The sequence below is a fragment of the Pantoea eucalypti genome, from assembly GCF_009646115.1.
GTDB classification, from domain to species: Bacteria; Pseudomonadota; Gammaproteobacteria; order Enterobacterales; family Enterobacteriaceae; genus Pantoea; species Pantoea eucalypti.
The window spans coordinates 2322060-2342746 of the sequence record NZ_CP045720.1 but is presented as its reverse complement, the minus strand read 5'-3'; the positions used below and the strand labels follow the sequence as shown (position 1 = coordinate 2342746).

The 20687-nt window shown below is 54.9% G+C and carries 13 protein-coding genes; 9 read left to right on the top strand and 4 right to left on the bottom strand.

Annotated elements, in window-relative coordinates:
• Positions 1–982 precede the first annotated feature (982 nt).
• A complete protein-coding gene (locus EE896_RS10865) occupies positions 983–6067 on the top strand; it encodes an autotransporter outer membrane beta-barrel domain-containing protein (protein WP_238343214.1) in 5085 nt (1694 codons plus the stop codon).
• 538 nt (positions 6068–6605) lie between these two features.
• Here the strand turns inward: EE896_RS10865 and EE896_RS10860 are convergent.
• Positions 6606–7418, bottom strand: coding sequence for a DeoR/GlpR family DNA-binding transcription regulator (locus EE896_RS10860; protein WP_140915560.1), 813 nt, complete (start codon positions 7416–7418; stop codon positions 6606–6608).
• Positions 7419–7770: 352 nt separating this feature from the next.
• On the opposite strand from EE896_RS10860, the gene EE896_RS10855 reads away from it, so the two are divergent.
• The 7 genes from EE896_RS10855 to EE896_RS10825 all read left to right on the top strand — a co-directional run bounded on the left by EE896_RS10855 (position 7771) and on the right by EE896_RS10825 (position 15396).
• Complete coding sequence (locus EE896_RS10855) at positions 7771–8568, top strand: GolD/DthD family dehydrogenase (protein WP_140915561.1); 798 nt, start codon at positions 7771–7773, stop codon at positions 8566–8568.
• Between the two features lie 55 nt (positions 8569–8623).
• On the top strand, positions 8624–9559 hold the full coding sequence (locus EE896_RS10850) for a D-ribose ABC transporter substrate-binding protein (RefSeq protein ID WP_003848377.1): 936 nt from the start codon (positions 8624–8626) through the stop codon (positions 9557–9559).
• A gap of 45 nt (positions 9560–9604) precedes the next feature.
• Complete coding sequence (locus EE896_RS10845) at positions 9605–10216, top strand: DUF2291 family protein (protein WP_140915562.1); 612 nt, start codon at positions 9605–9607, stop codon at positions 10214–10216.
• A gap of 10 nt (positions 10217–10226) precedes the next feature.
• Entirely contained in the window at positions 10227–11759 is a 1533-nt protein-coding gene (locus EE896_RS10840) for a sugar ABC transporter ATP-binding protein (RefSeq protein WP_003848372.1), read from the top strand.
• A 152-nt stretch (positions 11760–11911) separates the two neighbouring features.
• A complete protein-coding gene (locus EE896_RS10835) occupies positions 11912–12979 on the top strand; it encodes an ABC transporter permease (protein WP_078804345.1) in 1068 nt (355 codons plus the stop codon).
• A gap of 11 nt (positions 12980–12990) precedes the next feature.
• Positions 12991–13788, top strand: a complete 798-nt coding sequence (locus tag EE896_RS10830; RefSeq protein WP_003848368.1) for an SDR family oxidoreductase — start codon at positions 12991–12993, stop codon at positions 13786–13788.
• Between the two features lie 174 nt (positions 13789–13962).
• Positions 13963–15396 (top strand): YchO/YchP family invasin, encoded by a 1434-nt coding sequence (locus tag EE896_RS10825; RefSeq protein ID WP_181405298.1) that lies wholly within the window; start codon positions 13963–13965, stop codon positions 15394–15396.
• A 69-nt stretch (positions 15397–15465) separates the two neighbouring features.
• On the opposite strand, the gene EE896_RS10820 is transcribed toward EE896_RS10825, so the two are convergent.
• Both EE896_RS10820 and EE896_RS10815 read right to left on the bottom strand, forming a co-directional pair.
• Positions 15466–15666 (bottom strand): hypothetical protein, encoded by a 201-nt coding sequence (locus EE896_RS10820; protein ID WP_238343213.1) that lies wholly within the window; start codon positions 15664–15666, stop codon positions 15466–15468.
• Between the two features lie 91 nt (positions 15667–15757).
• Positions 15758–16252 carry a MarR family winged helix-turn-helix transcriptional regulator gene (locus tag EE896_RS10815; RefSeq protein WP_033743259.1) on the bottom strand — a complete coding sequence of 165 codons (495 nt, stop codon included), beginning with the start codon at positions 16250–16252 and terminating at the stop codon, positions 15758–15760.
• Positions 16253–17142: 890 nt separating this feature from the next.
• Here EE896_RS10815 and EE896_RS10810 point away from each other — a divergent pair.
• Entirely contained in the window at positions 17143–18699 is a 1557-nt protein-coding gene (locus EE896_RS10810; RefSeq protein ID WP_039660381.1) for a putative bifunctional diguanylate cyclase/phosphodiesterase, read from the top strand.
• A gap of 76 nt (positions 18700–18775) precedes the next feature.
• Here EE896_RS10810 and EE896_RS10805 read toward each other — a convergent pair whose 3' ends face one another.
• Positions 18776–19849: a porin gene (locus EE896_RS10805; RefSeq protein ID WP_078804348.1), complete on the bottom strand. Its 1074-nt coding sequence runs from the start codon at positions 19847–19849 to the stop codon at positions 18776–18778.
• Positions 19850–20687: the final 838 nt, after the last annotated feature.

Here is a 20687-nt window from a genome sequence, read left to right as displayed (position 1 = left end):
GCTTGCCTATGATAATAAGTACAAGTTCGTATATGTTGACTCAGCGATTGACGATGATGATGCGATTTACGATCCTGTAACTAAAGATACTGTTTCTTATATCCTTGCCAGTGGATCTGGGGCTGAGATTGAAATTTCTTCAGATGCTGATATTGGAAGTTTTAGTTCAGATATAACACTTGTCATGCTTAAGGATGGAGCCAAGCTTGTCAATGATGGGAAACTTAGTAGTACTGCCAACACTTCTCGCGGAAGTTATTTGGTTCAAGCTGATAACTCATCATTCGAAAATAACGGCACGCTTTATGCGGGTTCAAATGCAGACATGCTGGGTTATCTCGCGGTCGGAGGCGTCACGCCAGTCGGTGATGCACAGATTATTTCAGGTCAGTCTTTTGCTGTTAGTGCTACTAATTCTTCAATAGTGCTAAATAACGGCGTTATTAATGTAGGGCCCCACGGTCAGTATGCAAGTAACTGGGGGGTTTGGCTTACTAATAATTCAAAAATGGTAAATAATGGAAGTCTAAATGTTTCGGCTTATTATGAATCCCCTTCATGGGTTGGCTCTGGACTTTTCACTGCGGGTGCAGTAGTCCGTTATGGCGCTGAGTTGCAAAATAATGGTGATATATATATAGGAAGACTCTCCCAAGAAAATACCTCAGATTCAACAAATAACATAGATACGGCGAACTCTGGAAACCGGCTCGTTTGGGTAAATAGTAATGGGGTTTTTTACAATAACGTCGGTGGAGTACTGACTATTGGTAATCTCGTTCAAGGGGCTGCGGCCATTGTAGCGGATGCAGCGGATGCAGTTGCCATTAACAATGGTGAAATTAACTTAAACGGTAGGGCGTCAGGCAAGACAGAGCCGGCACCATTGCAGAATATAGGCATGAGCTCTCTTAGTGGGGCACAAAATGTCATTAATGGTTCTAGCGGTAAAATTTCAATTAACGGAATCAACTCTGTCGGGATGAAAGCATATTCTTCATCAACTGACAGTATCAGTACCCATGTACGTAATGAGGGTACCATTGAGGTTGAGACCGGAGTCGACCCGGTGACGGGTACCGCCAACTATGGTCTGTGGGCCGAAGGACCTATGGCCACCGCCACTAATGCGGGCATCATTAATCTTGACGGCACAGGAGCTATCGCCGCACATGCGCGCAGTGGTGCGCAGCTGATTATCGAGGACGGTGCAGCCGTTAACTTCCGCGATAAAAATCAGACGGGTTACTACGTCTTCGGCGCCGGCTCACGCATCACCGACAACAGCGCCGGCAGGCAGGATGTCAGCACTGAAGGTTCCGTGCTTTACCGTATAGATGGCGGCGCTGCCTTTGACGGCGGCGGTACCGGTACACAGGTTGGAGTAAGCGGTAAAAACGCTACCGGCCTGCTGGTTACAGGCGGGCAGGGGGCAGGGAGCACCCTTAGCACCGGCAACATGAATCTGAACGTGACCGGGGAGGGAGCCTCAGGCCTGCGTGTAGCGGGCGACTCCAGCGGCGTGCTCACGGCGGATACCATTATTAATCTTAGCGGTGCTGGAAGCTCGGCGGGCATCGTGGAGAACACCTACACCGATATCAGCGGCAATCAGAGTCAGGCTGAAGGGGCTACGCTCACAAGCTTTGCCACACTCAACAGCGCCAACGCAGCGCCAGGTGCGGTGGGCTACATCGCCCGCAACGGTGGCACGCTTGACCACCGTGGCACGATCGATTTTACCGCACTGGACACTACGGGCGTGCAGGTTGAGGGTGGCGTTCTTAACAACAGCGGCACCATCCGCGTAAACGGCACGGCTGTGGACGTGTCAGGCGCGGACTCATCGGTCAGCAACGCCGGGATGGTTGATGCTACCGATGGCACGGCCGCCTTCCGCGTCCGTGACGGCGCAGCACTGAACCTTAATGGTAACGGGACGGTGCGCGCGGGCGGCAGCGCCCACGGGGTGCTGCTGGACAGCGGCGCAACCGGGCTTATGGTTGACGGCGCCACTATTGAAATGTCCAGTGGCGGTACCGGGAGTGCCATCGAGAATGCTGCAGAAATCGCGGGTATTCAGCTGAAGAACACCACCATCACCGTGGGTGACGGCTACGGCGTGCGCACGGCCGCCACCCTGGCAGAGGAGAACAGCGGCACCATCACCGTCAGCGGTGCAGGCGCCGGCATCTACTTTGGTCACGCCGATGGTTCCCTGTCAGACAAGGATTTTGATACTTCAAAATCGCAGAATCTGGTCATCAACGTAGACAGCACGCAGGGCCGTGGCGTCGTCACTCATACCAGCGGCGACGTGAAGTCGGGCGCGAGCATCAACGTTAATAACGTGGCTGGCGGGGCGGCGCTCGTCGTCAGTGGCAGTACCCGCAACGTCGAACAGTCGGGTTCGCTCACCTCGCAGTCTCTGACCTCGGCGGTGGTGGATGTGTCCGGCGGCAGCGTCAGCAGCTTTATAAACAAAGGCGTGATTCAGGCGGCAGGTGCGGCCTATGACGCCCTGCGGGTGACGGCCGGCAGCTATCTTAACTTTACCAACGCACGTGGTGGTGACATCACCGGACGGGTTGCACTCGCCGATGGCAACAACAGCGTCACGCTGGAAGGCGGCAGTTCGGCTGACGACGTCACGACCGGCAGCGGCAACGACAATTTCTACCTGAGCGGAATCCGCCCCTCTGATACCGGGCTTTTCAGCTCACTCCAGGCTGGCGCGGGCGCGGATACGCTTAACCTCAGCGACTCCCTGCTGGCGGTAACCGATCCGGCGGCCCTCACGGGCTTTGAGGCGGTGACGCTGACTCGTGGCTCAGCGCTCACGCTCGACGGCACGCTGCTGGCGCTCGGGGACACGAGGGATGACGCGGCGGGCACAGGCTACAGCGTCAGCGGGGATAGCACACTGCGCATCATTGGCGCGGGCGACACGGCCTTCGGTAGCTTCCTGCGTGGTGCGGGTACTCTGGCGGCGTCCGCACAGGGTAATGCCTTTAACTTTTCGTCAAACAATGCCGCAGCAGCGGGCCAGGACTTTACCGGCACCCTGATGCTGAACGACGCCACCTTCGCGCTGGGCGGCCTGAATGCACAGGCACTTGCCGCCTCCCGTCTGCTGGCAGGCTCTGGCAGCACAGTGCGCGTAGCGGACGGTGTGCAGCGCATCGGCGGACTCGCCTTTGACGGTGGCACCGTGGCCTTTGATACCGGCACGCCGGGCGAGAGCGAAGCTAAAGGCAGTGTGCAGACCGCAGGCCTGCTGAACCTGAGTGGCAACGGCACGGTGCAGGTAAATGCCGGAACCGTAGATAACTCCACGGTGCTGTCACCGGAGGCGCTGCCGCTGATGGCACAGGATGATGCAAACACCCTGCTTAAGCTGGCCGGCAGCGAGGGTACGGTCACCGGCAGCGGCGGTAACCTGGTGCTGAAGGACCAGAACGGCAACGTTATCAGCGATGCGCTTTACACGCAGGTGACACAGAACGGTCAGACCGTGGCGAACGCCACTTACGACTACCGTCTGACCGGTGGCGCAGCTTCTGACGGCCTCTATGCAAGCTATGGTCTGACGGCGCTGACGCTTCTGACCTCCGGCAGTGATGCACTGGTGCTGGACGCACGCGGGCAGACCGGCAGTGCGACAGACATGAGCGCTATGCTCAGCGGTGGCGGTGACCTCGCTGTTGACACCGGTACCGGCCAGACCGTGTCGCTTTCAAATACCGGTAACACCTATACCGGTCGGACGGATGTGCGCAGTGGCACGCTGCAGATGGGGAACGATAACGTGCTCGGCCAGACGTCTGAGTTGTCACTTGCCGCAGGCACCGCGTTTGACATGAACGGGCACAGCCAGACCGTGGGAGTACTGAATGCGGCAGCAGGCTCCCTGACGGATCTTAACGGCGGCAGCCTGTCGGTCAGCCAGGGTGGCACGACGGACGGACGCCTGCAGGGTGCGGGTTCGCTTAACGTCAATGGCGGAACCCTGACGGTACATGGCAGCAATGCCGGACTTACCGCCACCACCACCATTGGCAATGGTGCGGCGGCGGAGCTTGACGATGTGCAGGGACTGGGCAGCGGCAGCATCGTCAGTGATGGTCTGCTGGCCCTGAATCGTGCGACCGGACGGCTGGTCAACCGCCTGAGCGGCACCGGCTTGGTGGCACTTAACGATGCCAGCGACATTGTGGCTGAGGGTGACAACCGTGACTTCAGCGGTCGGTTCGCCATAACGGACGGTAGTACGCTGACCGCCACCGGCGAAAACAGTCTCGGAACGGCTGCGGTGGATAATGACGGCCTTCTGAACCTGAACGGTGCTGCAAGCTGGATGCTGGATAACGCCGTCACCGGAGGCGGTGCGCTGGCTCAGAACGGCGCCGGCGTGGTGACCCTGAGCAGCGCGTCTGCTCAGTACACCGGTAATACGGCAGTGAACGCGGGCGGCCTGCAGCTTGGCAGCGCCGGACAGGATGTGACCCTGGCATCAGGCAGGACTGACGTGGCGGCCGGGGCGGTGTTCGGTGGCTTTGGCGGTACGGCGGGAGATGTAATCAACGCCGGTACCCTTAAGCTGGGGGGACTCGGTCCGGTGACGCGCGCAGCGGGTGGTGCCGTGCAGTTTACCATCGGCAGAGACCTGACCAGCAGCGGTACCCTGGCGGTGGCGCAGTCGGGTGTGGCAGGCAGCATGCTGCATGTGAAGGGCAACTATACGGGTAACGGCGGGCGTCTGGTGCTTAATACCGCGCTGGGCGGTGATGGCTCGCTCACTGACCGCCTGGAGGTTGACGGCAACACCAGCGGAACAACCGCGGTGACGGTGAACAATGCTGGCGGCAGCGGTGCAAAAACCATTGACGGCATTGAAGTGATAACCGTTCATGGCATGTCAGAAGGTGAGTTCACGCAGGAGGGCCGTATTGTAGCAGGTGCTTTTGAGTATCACCTGGCCCGGGGCAAGGATGCAGACAGTCCCAACTGGTACCTGCACAATACCGTGGAAGAGGCTGGTGGTAACGAAGGCAGCGAAGAGGAGAAACCCGCCGAAGAGGATGACGTTGTACGCGTTTACCGCCCGGAATCCGGTGCATATGCGTCAAATATGGCTGCAGCCAACACTCTGTTTAACACGCGTCTTCACGATCGCCTTGGTGAAACGCACTACGTGGATGCCATCACGGGTGAGACGAAGGTGACCAGCATGTGGCTGCGTAATACTGGCGGGCACACGCGCTTTGCCGACAGCAGCGGCCAGCAGAAAACACAGGCTAACCGCTATGTGATGCAACTTGGTGGTGATGTGGCGCAGTGGAGTTCTGACGGCGCTGACCGCTACCACCTTGGCGTGATGGCTGGTTATGCAAATCAGCACAGCAATACGCATAACCATTTAAGCGGGCAATCAGCGAAAGGCAGTATTAGCGGCTACAGCGCAGGTGTTTATGGTACCTGGCTTCAGGACAATGAACAGAAAACCGGCGCATACGTAGACACCTGGGCGCAGTACAGCTGGTTTAACAATAATGTGCAGGGCGATTCGCTGGCACCGGAGTCGTATAAGTCTGAGGGTATAACCGCCTCGGTTGAGAGCGGTTATACCTGGAAGCTTGGTGAGAAAAATGAGCGTGAAAGCTATTATATTCAGCCCAAGGCACAGCTGACCTGGATGGGCGTGGAGGCAGACAGTATCCGGGAAGGTAACGGAACACAGGTTCAGGGCACAGGAGATGGCAACATTCAGGCTCGCCTTGGTGTCCGGGCATTTATGAAAGGTCACAGCAAAATTGATGACGGAAAAAACCGTACGTTTGAGCCGTTTATCGAGGCCAACTGGATTGGTAATACCAAAACTTTTGGCAGCCAGCTTAACGGTGTCAAAGTTTCGCAAAAAGGCACCCGCAATATCGGGGAGCTGAAAGTGGGTGTTGAGGGCCAGATCAAGCCGGGCCTGAACCTGTGGGGGAACATCGGTCAGCAGGTGGGTAGCAGCGGCTACTCGGATACCAGCGCGCTGGTCGGTGTGAAAGTGAGTTTCTGACCGTTAACGTAAATCATAAGGCGCCTTCGGGCGCCTTTTTTATGACGCCCCTCTTCGGCAGGAAAGTCCGGGCCGCCGACGAGCACAATTGTTTATAAGGTGAGCGAAAGTGTTACGCCTGAGAATGCTCAGTGGCTGACAGTCCGGCTGACCTTTGTACGCGAACGTCAGCTTCTGGCACATAGCGGACGTTAGCCCTATCTCCCAATCGTAGTTGAAACAACTCCTTTACAATCTCACTTTTCAACAAGGGAAATACACCTGTCGCTGTTCGGGAGTACTGAGCTCTGCTTTTATCTCTGTATTACAGCTCACAGCCGAGAGTACAGCGATGTATAACAGTGAACGGATATCCCTGCGGATTGGGCTCGCCTTCCCTGGCTCGCACACGTTGCTCTTCAGGCAGGCCTTACCTGCATTGTTGGCGATGGTGCGGGGTTTTTAGTGGCTAACTGAAATGTCCGCGCTTACCTGTGCCTCACATTTTCGGGTCTCACCGCTCTGGAATCACTCACTTTAGCGGGGTACGAATTTTAAATTAAATCGCCCGCTTCAGCGGCAGTGGGGCCACCAGCACTTTTACGCCCAGAGCTTCAAACGCTTTGACCTGCGCGGGGCTGATGCCGCTGTCGGTGATCAGGTAGTGGATGTTGCTCCAGTCACAGGGGAGCGCGAACATGGATACCTTGTCGATTTTACTGGAGTCGGCCACCACATATACTGTGCTGGCGGATTTGATCATCGCCAGTTTTACTTTGATATCCGTTTCACTGGGGAAACTCAGGCCCAGACGCGGCGAGATGCAGGCGGTCGCCAGGAAGAGTTTTTCAGCCAGCACGTTTTCAAAAAAGCTGGCCGCTTTCTCGCCTGAGGTGGAGAGCGTCGGAAATTTAAAGGTGCCGCCGGTCAGCAGGATATTGATCCCCGGCTCGCCACCCAGTTTCAGGGCGATATTGACTGCCGTGGTCACCACTGACAGACGGCGGATGTGGCTGATGGCGTCAGTAATCGCGGTGGTCGTGGTACCGGAATCGAAAATCACCGTGTCGCCATTTTCGATATGCTGCGCCGCCAGCCGGCCAATTGCCTTTTTCTCTTCCAGATGGGTCTGCCGCTCCAGCAGCATCGCCCCGGTATTCTGCTTGCCCGTCATCAGCGTTGCGCCACCGTGGTAGCGCTGCACAAAGCCCTGTTTCTGCAGCATGCGCAGGTCGCTGCGCAATGTGGCTTCGGTCAGGCCAAAGGTCTCCGTCAGTGCTTTGACCGTGACCGTGCCATCCTCACGGATCATCTCCAGAATTTTCTCGCGGCGTTGCTGCATGTCAGCGAACTGCTCACTTTTGCTTTTCAATCGAAATGCTCCCTTTTCCAATAACCTGAGAGGTCGGGCAAACAAGGTCTCTGTGGCTGAGTTTAACGCGCCATTTTTATGAATGCGAGATAGCCAGATAGGCCATTGGTTTTCGAACGAAAATTAGCAATCCGCATGTTATTGAATCTCTCAGGCTTTCCCGATTGCAGCAGTGCAGCTTTATTTCGTGACTGGAAGCCAGATCACGTCTTTTCAATCAGATAAGCGGCTTTGAGAGGCAGATGGTCGAAATTTGATCTGCTCCACACATCATTTCTTTTCGATAGCATATATTTTTGTTCGAAAATGAATGAATCAACCGCATCAGCAAAAATCTGAGGGGAAGAGTGGGATGAGTGGCGAATATGACGTAAACCTGCGCTACGGCGTAGATACCGCAATGAATCTGGCTGACAAAGTGGCGGTGGTGACCGGTGGTCTGGGCGGTATCGCCATGGCGACGAATGGCATGTTGCTGGAGAAGGGTGCGCGTCTGGCTCTGCTCTATCCGCCGTTTGAAGCGGAGAAGGTTGCCAGTCTGCAGGCGGATTTTGCGGCCGATCGGGTGCAGTTTGTCTGCTGTGATGTCACCGATCCCGCATCGGTGGAAGAGGCGTTTGACGCGGTCGTTTCACATCATGGCCGCATCGATATCCTGGTGAACTGCGCGGGCTACGTGATGCTGCAACCCGTGATTGAAACCGATTTTGCCGAGTGGCAGAAGCAGATCGCGGTGAATCTTACCGGGCCTTTTCTCTGCTCGCAGGCAGCTGCAAAGCTGATGATCCGTGCCGGTGCGGGCGGCAAAATTATTAATATCGCCTCTCAGGCGGCGTCCATCGCTATCGATAACCATGTCGCCTACACCTCCGCCAAAGCAGGTCTGCTGGGCATGACCAAAGTGATGGCCAAAGAGTTTGCGCCGCATCGCATCAACGTGAACACCCTGTCGCCCACCGTGGTGCTGACGCCTATGGGCGAGAAAGCCTGGCGCGGCGAAAAGGGCGAGCAGATGAAAAAACTGATTCCGCTGGGCCGCTTTGCCTATACCGATGAAATTGCCGCCGCCGTTCTGTTCTTCGCCAGTAACGGCAGCGACATGATTACCGGTGCCGATTTAATGATCGATGGTGGATTCACTATCTGGTAATGCCAGCCCAACATCCGGGACTTCATACCCTGCCATAACGATAAGAGAGAACATCATGAAAAAACGTACCCTGCTTTGCACTGCCGTGGCTGCCTGTCTGGTTTCGCAGGCGGCGTTTGCCGCCGAAAAAGGCACCATTATGATTCTGGTTAACTCACTCGATAATCCCTACTACGCCTCCGAAGCCAAAGGCGCCAATCTCAAAGCGCAGGAACTGGGTTACAAGACCACGGTGCTGTCGCATGGCGAAGATGTGAAGAAGCAGAGCGAACTGATTGATGCCGCTATCGGTAAGAAAGTGCAGGGTATCGTACTGGATAACGCCGACTCCACCGCCAGCGTGGCGGCAATTAAAAAGGCCAAAGATGCCGGCATTCCGGTGGTTTTAATCAACCGTGAAATCCCGGTCGATGACGTGGCACTGGCGCAGATTACCCACAATAACTTCCAGGCAGGTTCCGATGTGGCCAACGTCTTTGTTGAGAAGATGGGCGAAAAGGGCAAATACGCCGAGCTGGCCTGCAACCTGGCCGACAATAACTGCGTCACCCGTTCAAAGTCATTCCATCAGGTACTGGATCAATATCCTGATATGCAGAGCGTGGCGCGTCAGGATGCGAAGGGCACGCTGATCGACGGTAAGCGCATTATGGACAGTATTCTGCAGGCGCATCCGGATGTAAAAGGGGTGATCTGCGGCAACGGGCCGGTTGCGCTGGGCGCGATCGCTGCGCTCAAGGCGGCCGGTCGCAACGATGTGATTGTGGTGGGCATTGATGGCAGTAACGATGAACGCGATGCAGTGAAAGCGGGCACGCTGAAAGCCACCGTGATGTTGCAGGCCCAGGCGATTGCCGCCGAAGGTGTCACCGATCTCGATAATTTCATTCAGAAGGGCGTGAAGCCGGAAAAACAGCGTGTGATGTTCCGCGGCATTCTGATTACCCCGGAAAATGCCAAAAACGTCCAGGACTTCAACTACAAGTCGTAACTAAACGCTGCCGCGCCTGCGTAAGCGGGCGCCAGGGAGAAGAAGATGTCCCGAAGAGTCTGGCTGACGCTGGTGGTCTTACTGTTAAGCGGCTGCAAAATTGTGTCGCAGCAGGAGCTGGCTGACCTGAAAAATCCACCCAATCCAAAAATGGCTAACATCGACCAGCTGTGGCAGCAAAAACTGGTGCCGCAGGTCCAGGCAGAGGCGAAACCGCTGGCGACACTGATGAAGTCGCTGCAGTCTGCCAAAGACTTTGACAGCGCCTGTCAGACTTATGGCTATCGCAGTCAGGCTGAGAATCCCTGTGTCTTTAGCGTCTCGGTTCGCGGTGAGGTGACCGCGTTAAACACAACGTCGCGCAGCGGAAAAATGACGGTGAAAGACGAATCAGGTGACAGTGTCACTATTCAGACCGGGCCGATTATTCGCGGGACCGCGTTGCGCGATGCCTATAAAGGTGCGAGCTATCAGGACTTTAATGACCAGGTGCTGTTTGGTGACTACGGTAAGGCGATTAACCAGCACGCTTCCACCCTGATGCAGCAGTTCGCGCCGAAAGTGGGCGATAAAGTGAGTGTTTCCGGTGTGTTCAGTAGCTGGGATATTCCGCAGCAGTTGCCGGATATCACCCCGGCTGCGATTACCCGGCAATAAGGAGCGGCAGATGCAAAACCCTCAACCGCAACCGTCCGGCGATGTGATTATCGAAACGCGCAATGTGTCGCGCCTCTATCCCGGTGTGACTGCGCTCGATCAGGTCAGCTATCGGGTTTACCGCAACAAAGTGAATGTCCTGATTGGTGAGAACGGTGCCGGTAAGTCCACCATGATGAAGATGCTGGCGGGAGTGGAAACACCGTCGTCGGGTGAGATTTTGCTGGATGGCAAAGTGGTTTCACTCAATTCCACACATCAGGCGGAAAAACAGGGTATCAGCATCATTTTTCAGGAGCTAAACCTGTTTCCAAACATGAACGTGATGGACAACATTTTTATCGCCAATGAGTTTTTCCAGCGCGGTGTAATCAATGAAAAGTATCAATACGCGCTGGCGAAGTCGCTGCTTGACCGGCTGCAACTGGATGTCGATCCCTACGCGCCGCTGGGCGAGCTGGGCATTGGTCATCAGCAGCTGGTAGAGATCGCCCGCGCGCTGTCGAAGGATACCCGGGTGCTGATCATGGATGAGCCGACCAGCGCCCTGAGCCAGTCGGAAGTCAAAGTGCTGTTCAGCGTTATCGACCAGCTGAAGCGGCGCGGCGTCACCATCATCTACATCTCTCACCGGCTGGAAGAGCTGATGGAGATTGGCGACCACATCACCATTTTCCGCGATGGCCGCTTCATCAGTGAGCGTGAGGTGCGCGACGCCAGCGTGCCCTGGATCATCGCGCAGATGGTGGGTGATAAGAAAAAACAGTTCGACTATCAGCCTGCGCCACAAGGGGAAACGGTGCTGGAGGTCGAGGGACTGACCGCGCTGCATCAGAACGGCGGCTACAAGCTGAATGAGGTCAGTTTTACCCTGCGCAAAGGCGAGGTGATTGGCATTTATGGACTGCTGGGGGCCGGACGTACTGAGTTGTTCAAGGGGCTGATTGGCCTGATGTCCTGTCAGTCGGGCCGGGTTCGGCTGGCCGGTAAAGATCTGGCGAAACGCAGTTTCCAGCAGCGGCTGAAAAGCGGCATCGCGCTGGTGCCTGAAGATCGCAAGGGCGAAGGGGTCATTGAACTGATGTCGGTGACGGCCAACATGACGCTTTCTGACTTCAGTCTGCGCGGTTTTCGCCGGGCGCTGGGGCTACTGAATCCGGGCCGGGAGCATCAGCGGGTGAATGAGATGATCGGCCATCTGGCGATCAAGGTCAGCGATCCTGACCTGCCGGTGACGGCGCTGAGCGGCGGTAATCAGCAGAAGGTGGTGCTGGGTAAAGCGCTGATGACCGGACCGCAGGTGGTGTTACTCGATGAGCCAACGCGCGGCATTGATGTGGGCGCTAAAACCGACGTCTATCACCTGATTGGCAACCTGGCGCAGCAGGGGCTGGCCGTGATGTTTTCATCGTCCGAACTGGATGAGGTCATGGCGCTGGCAGACCGCATTTTAGTGATGGCCGATGGCAGGATCACGGCCGATCTGCCGCGCGCAGCGGCGACGCGGGAACATCTGATCGCGGCATCAACCCCGCAGGATTAAGCGCCTTATTTTATTTGTCAGTCTGAAGCGGGGCAGTGCTCACCATCCTCACGTACTGCGTGTACGTTTCGGTTGTTATGCGCTGTCCCTGTCCCGACTGCCTGCAACGATTACGCGTACTGGAACAGGCTCTAAGCTGGCCGGAGAATGTCATGAACCAAAAATATCTGCTTTATATGTATTTGCTTAAAGCGCGCACTTTTATTGCATTGCTGATAGTGGTCGGCTTTTTCAGCGTGATGGTGCCAAACTTTCTGACGCCCTCCAACCTGTTGATCATGACGCAGCACGTAGCGATTACCGGACTGCTGGCGATTGGTATGACGCTGGTCATCCTCACCGGCGGTATCGACCTTTCGGTGGGCGCGGTCGCGGGGATTTGCGGCATGGTGGCGGGTGCGCTGCTGACCAATGGCATTCCGTTGTGGGGCGGCAATACGCTATTTCTCAACGTGCCTGAAGTCATTCTGGTGGTGGCCATCTTTGGCGTGCTGGTGGGGCTGATTAACGGCGCGGTGATCACCCGTCTGGGCGTGGCGCCCTTTATCTGCACTCTGGGAATGATGTATGTGGCGCGCGGTGCAGCGTTGCTGTTCAACGACGGCGGCACCTACGCCAACCTGATAGGGCTGCCCGCACTGGGCAACACCGGTTTTGCGCTGCTTGGCTCCGGCACTGTACTGGGTGTTTATCTGCCTATCTGGCTGATGCTCGGCTTTTTACTGCTCGGCCTCTACCTGACACGCAAAACCCCGCTGGGTCGTTATATCTATGCCATCGGCGGCAATGAGTCCGCCGCACGTCTGGCGGGCGTACCGATTATCAAAGTAAAAGTCTTTGTCTACGCCTTTTCTGGCCTTTGTGCCGGTCTGGTCGGGCTGGTGGTCGCCTCGCAATTACAGACCGCACATCCGATGACCGGCAATATGTTTGAGATGGACGCCATTGGTGCCACGGTGCTGGGCGGCACAGCGCTGGCAGGCGGCCGTGGGCGGGTTTCCGGCTCGATTATTGGCGCGTTCGTTATCGTCTTTCTGGCGGATGGCATGGTGATGATGGGCGTCAGCGATTTCTGGCAGATGGTCATTAAAGGCCTGGTGATTGTGACTGCGGTGGTGATCGACCAGTTCCAGCAACGTCTGCAAAGCAAAGTGGTGCTGCTGCGTCGCCATGAAAAAAAGCAGCAGGCAGCGCCTCTCACTGATGTCCGTCACACATAACAGGAGCAATTATGAGCCGCGAACAACGTGGAAAAACAGTGGTGATTACCGGTGCCTGTCGCGGCATTGGTGCCGGGATTGCGGCGCGTTTCGCCCGCGACGGGGCCAGGCTGGTGATGGTGTCAAATGCTGACCGGGTCTTCACGACCGCCGACCAGATTCAGCAGCAATACGGCAGTGAGATTCTGGCGCTGCAGGTCGATGTCACGGATGAAGCGGCGGTGCAGCAGCTCTATCAGCAGGCATCTGAGCGCTTTGGTCAGATTGACGTCTCAATACAGAATGCGGGTGTGATCACCATCGACCGCTTTGACACCATGCCGAAGAGCGACTTTGAACGGATTCTGGCGGTGAATACCACCGGCGTCTGGCTCTGTTGTCGTGAAGCGGCAAAATATATGGTGCAGCAGCGCAGCGGCAGCCTGATCAACACGTCATCGGGGCAGGGACGCCAGGGCTTTATCTATACGCCGCACTATGCCGCCAGCAAAATGGGCGTGATTGGCATCACCCAGAGTCTGGCGCTGGAGCTGGCGCCGTGGAATATCACTGTCAACGCTTTCTGTCCCGGCATCATCGAAAGTGAGATGTGGGATTACAACGATCGTGTCTGGGGTGAGATCCTCAGCAGCGAGGAGAAAACCTACGGCAAAGGTGAGCTGATGGCGGAGTGGGTGAAAAACATTCCACTGAAGCGCGCCGGTCAGCCGGAAGACGTGGCGGGACTGGTGGCCTTTCTTGCCTCGGACGATGCGCGCTATATCACCGGGCAGACCATTAACGTGGATGGCGGGTTAATCTTCTCCTGACAGAGGCTTTTCTGCGTTGGGCCTGCGTTAAATGCAGGCCTTATTGAGTGCGGATTTTTCTGTTATATGCACAATTTGCCGCTGCTGTCCTGCATCACCGTCACAATATGTTAAGGTAAGTGCTAATGATTTGTCTTTAATCACAGCAACGAACTGATCAATGTGCCGGGTGACATGATACGGAAAACAGGAGTTCTCTCTTTGATTGCGCTGTCGCTGACTGCGACGCAGAGTGCCCGCGCATTCCAGACTGAAACAGCGGTGTCCGAAACGCCCTTCGATGATCCGGCGCGCTACAGTGAATCGCTGCCGACGCTGGGCGGTGCCAGCGATCAGGATGAAGAGTGGAGCAAAAAGCTGGCGGCCGTGGCCAAAAGTATCGGTGAAGCCAGTAACAACAGCGACAGCAATGTCACGTTTGGTCAACAGGCGGGTGTCTGGGCGTTCAATCATCTGCGGGATGAAGTGGCGGGCCGGGTTGAGAGCGAAGGGCAGTCACTGCTTTCCCCATACGGCAACGCGCAGCTGGACCTGAAAGTCGATATGAACGGGAACTTCGCGGGCACCGGTGGCGATCTCTTTAGCGCCCTGTCCGATGAGAACAGCCTGCTCACCTTCAGCCAGCTTGGCCTGCACGATACCGATGATGGTCTGGTTGGCAACGCGGGGCTGGGACAACGCTGGGACGCGGGTGACTGGCTGCTGGGCTATAACGGTTTTATTGATCGCACCTTCAGCAGCGGCCTGCAACGTGCATCGGTGGGCACAGAGGCGTGGAGCGATTCGATGCGCTTTTCTGCCAACTACTATCAGCCGCTTTCCGGCTGGAAAAACCTGAATGATTCACAGCAGCAGCGCATGGCGCGCGGCTATGACATCACCAGCCAGAGCTATCTGCCTTTTTATCGCCAGCTGGGTGTCTCGGTGAGCTATCAGCAATATCTGGGTGAGAATGTCGATCTGTTTAATAGCGGCAACCGTTATCACAACCCCTCCGCCATGTCGTTTGGCCTCTCCTACACGCCGGTGCCGCTGGTCACCTTTTCAGCCACTCACAAAGCCAGTAGCGCTGGTGAAAGCCAGGATCAGCTGGGGCTTAAACTCAATTATCGCTTCGGCGTGGCGCTGAGCCGTCAACTTGATGCCGGTAATGTCGCAGAGGCGCGCTCCCTGCGCGGCAGCCGTTATGATACCGTGACCCGCAGTGATACGCCGGTGCTCTCATTCCGTCAGCGCAAAACGCTCTCCGTATTTCTGGCAACGCCGCCGTGGCAACTGAGCAGTGGCGAGAGTCTGCCGCTGAAGCTGCAGGTGCGGGCCAGCAATGACATCAGGGCGGTAAGCTGGCAGGGTGATACGCAGGCGCTGAGCCTGACGCCACCGGCCAATAATGCCGATCCGCAGGGCTGGAGTGTCATCTTACCGCAATGGGATCCCTCACCAGAGGCCAGCAATGAATACCGCCTGTCGGTAACCCTTGAGGACAGCAAGCAGCAGCGTGTGACCTCTAACTGGATTACCTTAAAAGTCGAGCCGCCCATGGGCCTGGACACGGCTCCGCAGAACGATCGTTATGATTTGATGGCGCCTGCTGGTGCAGCACTTTAGCGGGTAAGTTCTGCTAAAAGAGAGGAAGGAGGGCGGTCTGGAACGCCGTCAGGCAGAGTGATCTGATGATCAGTTAACCAGTTTTGTCACAACGCGAACGGCTTTGGCGTAAATTTCTCTCTGGCCGTTGAACGATCGCGCCTGTTGAGATTGCAGAAATGCGATGATTTCCAGTACACCCGCACTCTGGCCTGACTTCAGCAGGCTTGATACAGCATGGCCGACAACGGCATGGACATCATCCATATCCCCCGGTTTATCGCTACTCAAAAGAAACTCCAGCGGTAACTGGTTGGCTGAATTGCGCATAACGAAATACGCTGATTATTTAACATGTTCATTCGTTTATCAAAAGCACCTTTCATGGCAGAGCCCTGAGCAATTTTTCGCGCAGCATGGCGACCTGGGTTGTCAGCAGGCCGAGCTCACTACAGTCAGTATCCATTACCGACACCATATCCGCCGGGACGCCAGCCGCGTCGATTTTAAGCTGGTGGCCCTGTTCTGTCAGAGAGATGAACACCCGGCGCTCATCGTTACCGGTGTCACGCTGGCGGCAGAGGATGCCCGCACCTTCCAGCCGCTTCAGAAGCTGGCTAAGCGTGCCGGAATCGAGCCGAACGCGGGCACCAATCTCAGAGACGGTCAGGCCATCTTTTTCCCACAACACCAGCAGCACAAGATATTGCGGATAAGTGAGTCCCAGCGGTTTTAGCCGGGATTGATAGAGCTTTGTCATGGCAAGTGAGGCGGAATAGAGCGCAAAGCAGAGAAACTGATCAATGGTTTCAGGCGCTGCGCTGGCGGGAGGCGTTTCAGAGTTCCCCGCGATTTCGTCATTCATACTTTTACTCATTCTGAGTCGGGGGAGATAAAGCCCGATGACGGGCAGTTTGCCAGCCTTGAATTCTCGCTAAGTGTCTCAGGAGAAATGGCTTGTTGCAGCCTCTCTTTGCTGGTGTCAGACATCAGATGTTCAGGCGCTATCGCGACGGAGGGAGCAGGCTACAGTGCACGTCTGAATGAAAGAAAGCACAGTATTGAGTCAAACTAAATTGAAGTCAATATAACCGGATGTACCTTCCGGCTTACCTCGCGCTTATTGATGTAATACAGAGTAAATCGACTGCAAAATTTAAGCACTTTGGCGGGCTGACAGGAGCACATTGCCCGTGTAATCGACCTTCGGTGTCAGCCTTTCCGGGAATCGGGTGTGCTTTTAACGCGTCAGGGCGCGGCGTCCAGCTGCTGGCGATTTTATTATTTCCGTTAAGGACCACTGCGCACGAGTGTCCAGAGAAATGAGAGGTTTTCCGTCCCTCTGTCTCATGCGTTCACCCTGTTGTAATAGCGTGGATAGAAATAAGAGGCCAATAGATTGATAAACCTGTTTTTATCGTCTGATGCCAGGGCTTGCTTTCCTCAGAATACCCGCAGGCTGTTCATACTGCTTAAGCGGTTAAAGCCGTCCGTGTTCACAAATATAACTGGACTGGCCTGTTAATTTTGCCCGCGCTGCCGATAGAACACTCAGCAGGATTGATGACGGAACCGACATGTTCGGGGCTCCGCCGATCGTTTGTCTTGCTGCCGTAAGGCTGAGAACGGGCGAATGCTATGTCCAGACATAGCGGAGGCGGGCTTATTGCAGACGGCTTAACTGACAGGGTATGAGAAGTACGCCCCGGTTTTTTTACTGATCATTAAAACAAAACTCTGAAACTTGCCATCACCGGGAACTAACGCATGCGCCTGAAACTTTTCTGGCTCGCAATGCTGAATATTGCGACCATTATTTTACTCTCCACACTGTGGGAGTTTGGGCTTGAAGCGCGGATTTGCCGCCTGCTAGGCCTGGGCTACGATACAAGTTTTGAAATCAGCGAGCGATTGCGGTTTATTCTCACCTCCTCCTCGTTTGCCGGGCTGGCGATGGTTGTTCCTGCGCTGCTTATCGCGGGGCTGATTCGCAAAACCCGAAGGGCGGAAAAAAACGCACTCAGGCTAGCCGGAACCGATGAGCTGACCGGTGTTATGAACCGCCGATCCTTCAATGCACACATTGCTTCGCTTAAAGCATGCGGCGCGGCCTACACTCTGACTCTGCTGAACGTTAATCACTTCAAGAGTATCAATGATCTGAATGGCCATCGTCAGGGTGACGCGACCCTGATCGCACTGGCTGATCTGCTGACCGCTTCGGCAGGCAGCACGAGCAAGGTGTTTCGTGTGGGCGGGGATGAATTCGCCATTGTTGCCGAAGATTCACAGGCTGAGCAGGCGCAGACTTTCGCCGAAAGTTTATGCGAACAGGCAGCATCGATACGGACAGGGCCGCACACCTTTCTGAGCCTCTCAGCAGGCATTGCAAGTTCCGCCTGTACGGGGCAGGCTGATGTCATGCGGGCGGCCGACCTGGCGTTATATGAAGCGAAGCAGGATAAGTGCTCTCATCTGGCACGATTCTCCCCGGACATGGAGCTGCGCTTTCGCCAGCGTGAATGGCTGGAGCAGGAGGTGGTGGCCGCCGTCAGCGGTCACGCCATCGTTCCCTTTCTCCAGCCGCTGGTCTCTTTGCGCACCGGAAACATTACCGGTTTTGAGATACTGGCACGCTGGATCACTGCGTCAGGCCAGACGGTTTCACCCGCAGAGTTTCTGCCGGTGGTGGAGCGACTGGGGCTTATGGACAGTATGACCGTGGCGCTTCTGCAGGATGCGGTCAGTGCCACCCGTGCATGGCCCGCCGGGCTCTGCCTGTCGCTAAACATCACTCCGGAACAGCTGCTGAGACCGTCACTCACCAGCTGTCTGTCTCGCATTATGCAGCATGCCGGACCGGTAATGCTGGAACTCGAAATCACCGAACAAAATGTTATGGCCATTTCCGATGATGCCCGCGAGGCGATTCGTCAGCTGAAAGAGACAGGTATCGGCGTGGTACTGGATGATTTTGGCACCGGCTATTCCAACCTGTCGGTATTGCTGGGGCTGGGTATTACCAAAATCAAAATTGATCAGTCATTTATCGCCGGCATCGTGACCGGATCGGAGCAGCGGAAAGTCGTTGAAACGCTACTGGCGCTCTGTCAGGGGTTGAATGTGGTGATCACGGCAGAGGGGATAGAAGATGTCGCCACGCTGAGATGGCTGAGAAAACGCGGCTGTGATTACGGTCAGGGCTATCTTTTCAGTCGTCCGGTGCCTGCCGGACAGGCAACCACGCTGCTGGCGTCTGCCAATGTGGAAGAACTGATGCAGGAAGCGACGGTAGCCGTCAGCTTAGTCAGGGCACTGGGTTAACGCCGCGTGACGTTGTCTGAAGTGTGGCGTGAGACAATAAACGGGCCTGGCGTGAAGTGCCAGGCCCATAATGACATCAGAACTGGTAAATCAGACCCAGCGCGGTAATGTCGTCGGTTGCCAGACCCAGCGGATTGTTATCTTTCAGCAGGTTAATGCGGTATTCACCATAAACCGACATGTTCTTGTTGAAGTAGTAAGTCGCACCCACTGCGGTGTATTTAATGATGTCGGCATCGCCGATATTCTCAATGTCCTTGCCCTTTGATGAGACGTAACCCAGGGATGGACGGAAACCGTTCAGGAACTGGTACTGCGCCACAGCTTCAAAATTCTGCGCTTTGTTGGCGAAGCCGCCGCTAATTGGGGTGGCATTCAGGGTCTCACCGTACATGGCGGCCAGATAAACCTGGTTCGCATCATATTTGACCGACGTCGCCCAGTGCTGGGCTTTCTCGCCTTCACCACGTGCGGCTCTGTTTTGCGCGGTCGTGCGATCGAGACTGGCAAACGCGCCAGCGAAGCTCAGACCGAAATCAAAGTCATAAGACGCGGACAGGGCGAAACCATCACCGTTGGAGCGACGTACGCCATCGATATTATTGCTGCGGTCGTTTTTGCCCTGATACTGCGCGGCAAGGTTTAATCCGTCTACCAGACCAAAGAAATCACTATTACGCCAGGTGAGCACGCCGGTTGAGCGGCCAGAGAGGAAGGCATCGGTATAACCGGAGTCGCCGCCGAAGAATGGCAGCATATCCGTATAGCTCAACGCGTCATACACCAGGCCATAGTTGCGGCCATAATCCAGCGATCCCGCCTGGCCAAACTTCAGGCCTGCATAACCCAGACGGGTACGGTTGGTCGCCTGCGCATCACTGCCTTCGGAGTTGTGAAGGCTGTACTGATACTGCCAGAAACCATAGCCAGTGAGTTGATCAGTAATCTTTGTCTCACCTTTAAAACCAAAGCGGGCATAAGAGGAGGTATCACCGTTGTTATTATTATCATCTGAAAAAAGGTGAGATACGTTAATCTTGCCGACCAGATCCAGCTTATTGCCATCCTTGTTATAAACTTCTGCGGCCTGTGTGGAGGAGAGACCGATCAGCAACGGCATAACAGCCGCCAGTAAAGTGCGCTTCATCATTTAATTATTATCCTGTCTTCATTAATTATTATTCCCCTGATACGGGGCGAAAAGAAAATGACACAAAAAGATAAATTTACAAAGTGGAATATAAGTAACAAAATGTGATTTAGATATTCCGCAGGCAGGAAAGCGATAGGAAAAGGAGATTAACTGAAAAGATAATAAGATTTTCTTCTTATATCAAATTATGATTAATTTTAATTTAATCCTTTTTAATCATGGATTTGATCAGTTACCGAGTGACATTAATCAATCCCTTTTGTTCATTTTTAAATCAACGTGTTCAATGCATTAATTATGATTAACAGGTGTAGAAGAATAAAATTGTAATGTTTTTATTCTAACCATTAGCGTGCATATTAATATCTGAACATATTTTAATGAATAATATTTTTATTCCATATAATCACGCCAGAAATAATCTTTCCAGTCACTGATCAAATTGTAATCTGATTGCGGATTAATTAATCAGGTTCAGATGCACGGATCTCTGCGGCAGTCGCGATAAATGAAAATATTTTGTTAAATCTAAACGATCAGCGTCTTTTTGAAGGATGACGCATCGATCCCGCGCTGCACCAGTGTGAGGCAAACCGCGCTAAAACAGGGCGCCGGCGGGGGTTTTCTGGAGAGATAATTTATCAGCGATCACAAAAGCGATATTTCATCCCGTGAATGCATAATTCCGCTGTTTAAAACCCGGCTATGCCGCTGCAATCAGACAATTATTCACTATATATGCAAATTAAGTGAATATTGATTGGTTGTAAGCTATTGATATTACGTTGTGAAGACCATTTTATGCATTAATTCTCTGGCTGGCACGTTAACTGCA

Bases quoted from the DNA above. Each gene is read 5' to 3' on its own strand.
- EE896_RS10865 (WP_238343214.1), top strand. From the start codon at position 983: ATGAAAGCATATTCTTCATCAACTGACAGTATCAGTACCCATGTACGT.
- EE896_RS10855 (WP_140915561.1), top strand. From the start codon at position 7,771: ATGAGTGGCGAATATGACGTAAACCTGCGCTACGGCGTAGATACCGCA.
- EE896_RS10850 (WP_003848377.1), top strand. From the start codon at position 8,624: ATGAAAAAACGTACCCTGCTTTGCACTGCCGTGGCTGCCTGTCTGGTT.
- EE896_RS10845 (WP_140915562.1), top strand. From the start codon at position 9,605: ATGTCCCGAAGAGTCTGGCTGACGCTGGTGGTCTTACTGTTAAGCGGC.
- EE896_RS10840 (WP_003848372.1), top strand. From the start codon at position 10,227: ATGCAAAACCCTCAACCGCAACCGTCCGGCGATGTGATTATCGAAACG.
- EE896_RS10835 (WP_078804345.1), top strand. From the start codon at position 11,912: ATGAACCAAAAATATCTGCTTTATATGTATTTGCTTAAAGCGCGCACT.
- EE896_RS10830 (WP_003848368.1), top strand. From the start codon at position 12,991: ATGAGCCGCGAACAACGTGGAAAAACAGTGGTGATTACCGGTGCCTGT.
- EE896_RS10825 (WP_181405298.1), top strand. From the start codon at position 13,963: ATGATACGGAAAACAGGAGTTCTCTCTTTGATTGCGCTGTCGCTGACT.
- EE896_RS10815 (WP_033743259.1), bottom strand. From the start codon at position 16,252: ATGAGTAAAAGTATGAATGACGAAATCGCGGGGAACTCTGAAACGCCT.
- EE896_RS10810 (WP_039660381.1), top strand. From the start codon at position 17,143: ATGCGCCTGAAACTTTTCTGGCTCGCAATGCTGAATATTGCGACCATT.
- EE896_RS10805 (WP_078804348.1), bottom strand. From the start codon at position 19,849: ATGATGAAGCGCACTTTACTGGCGGCTGTTATGCCGTTGCTGATCGGT.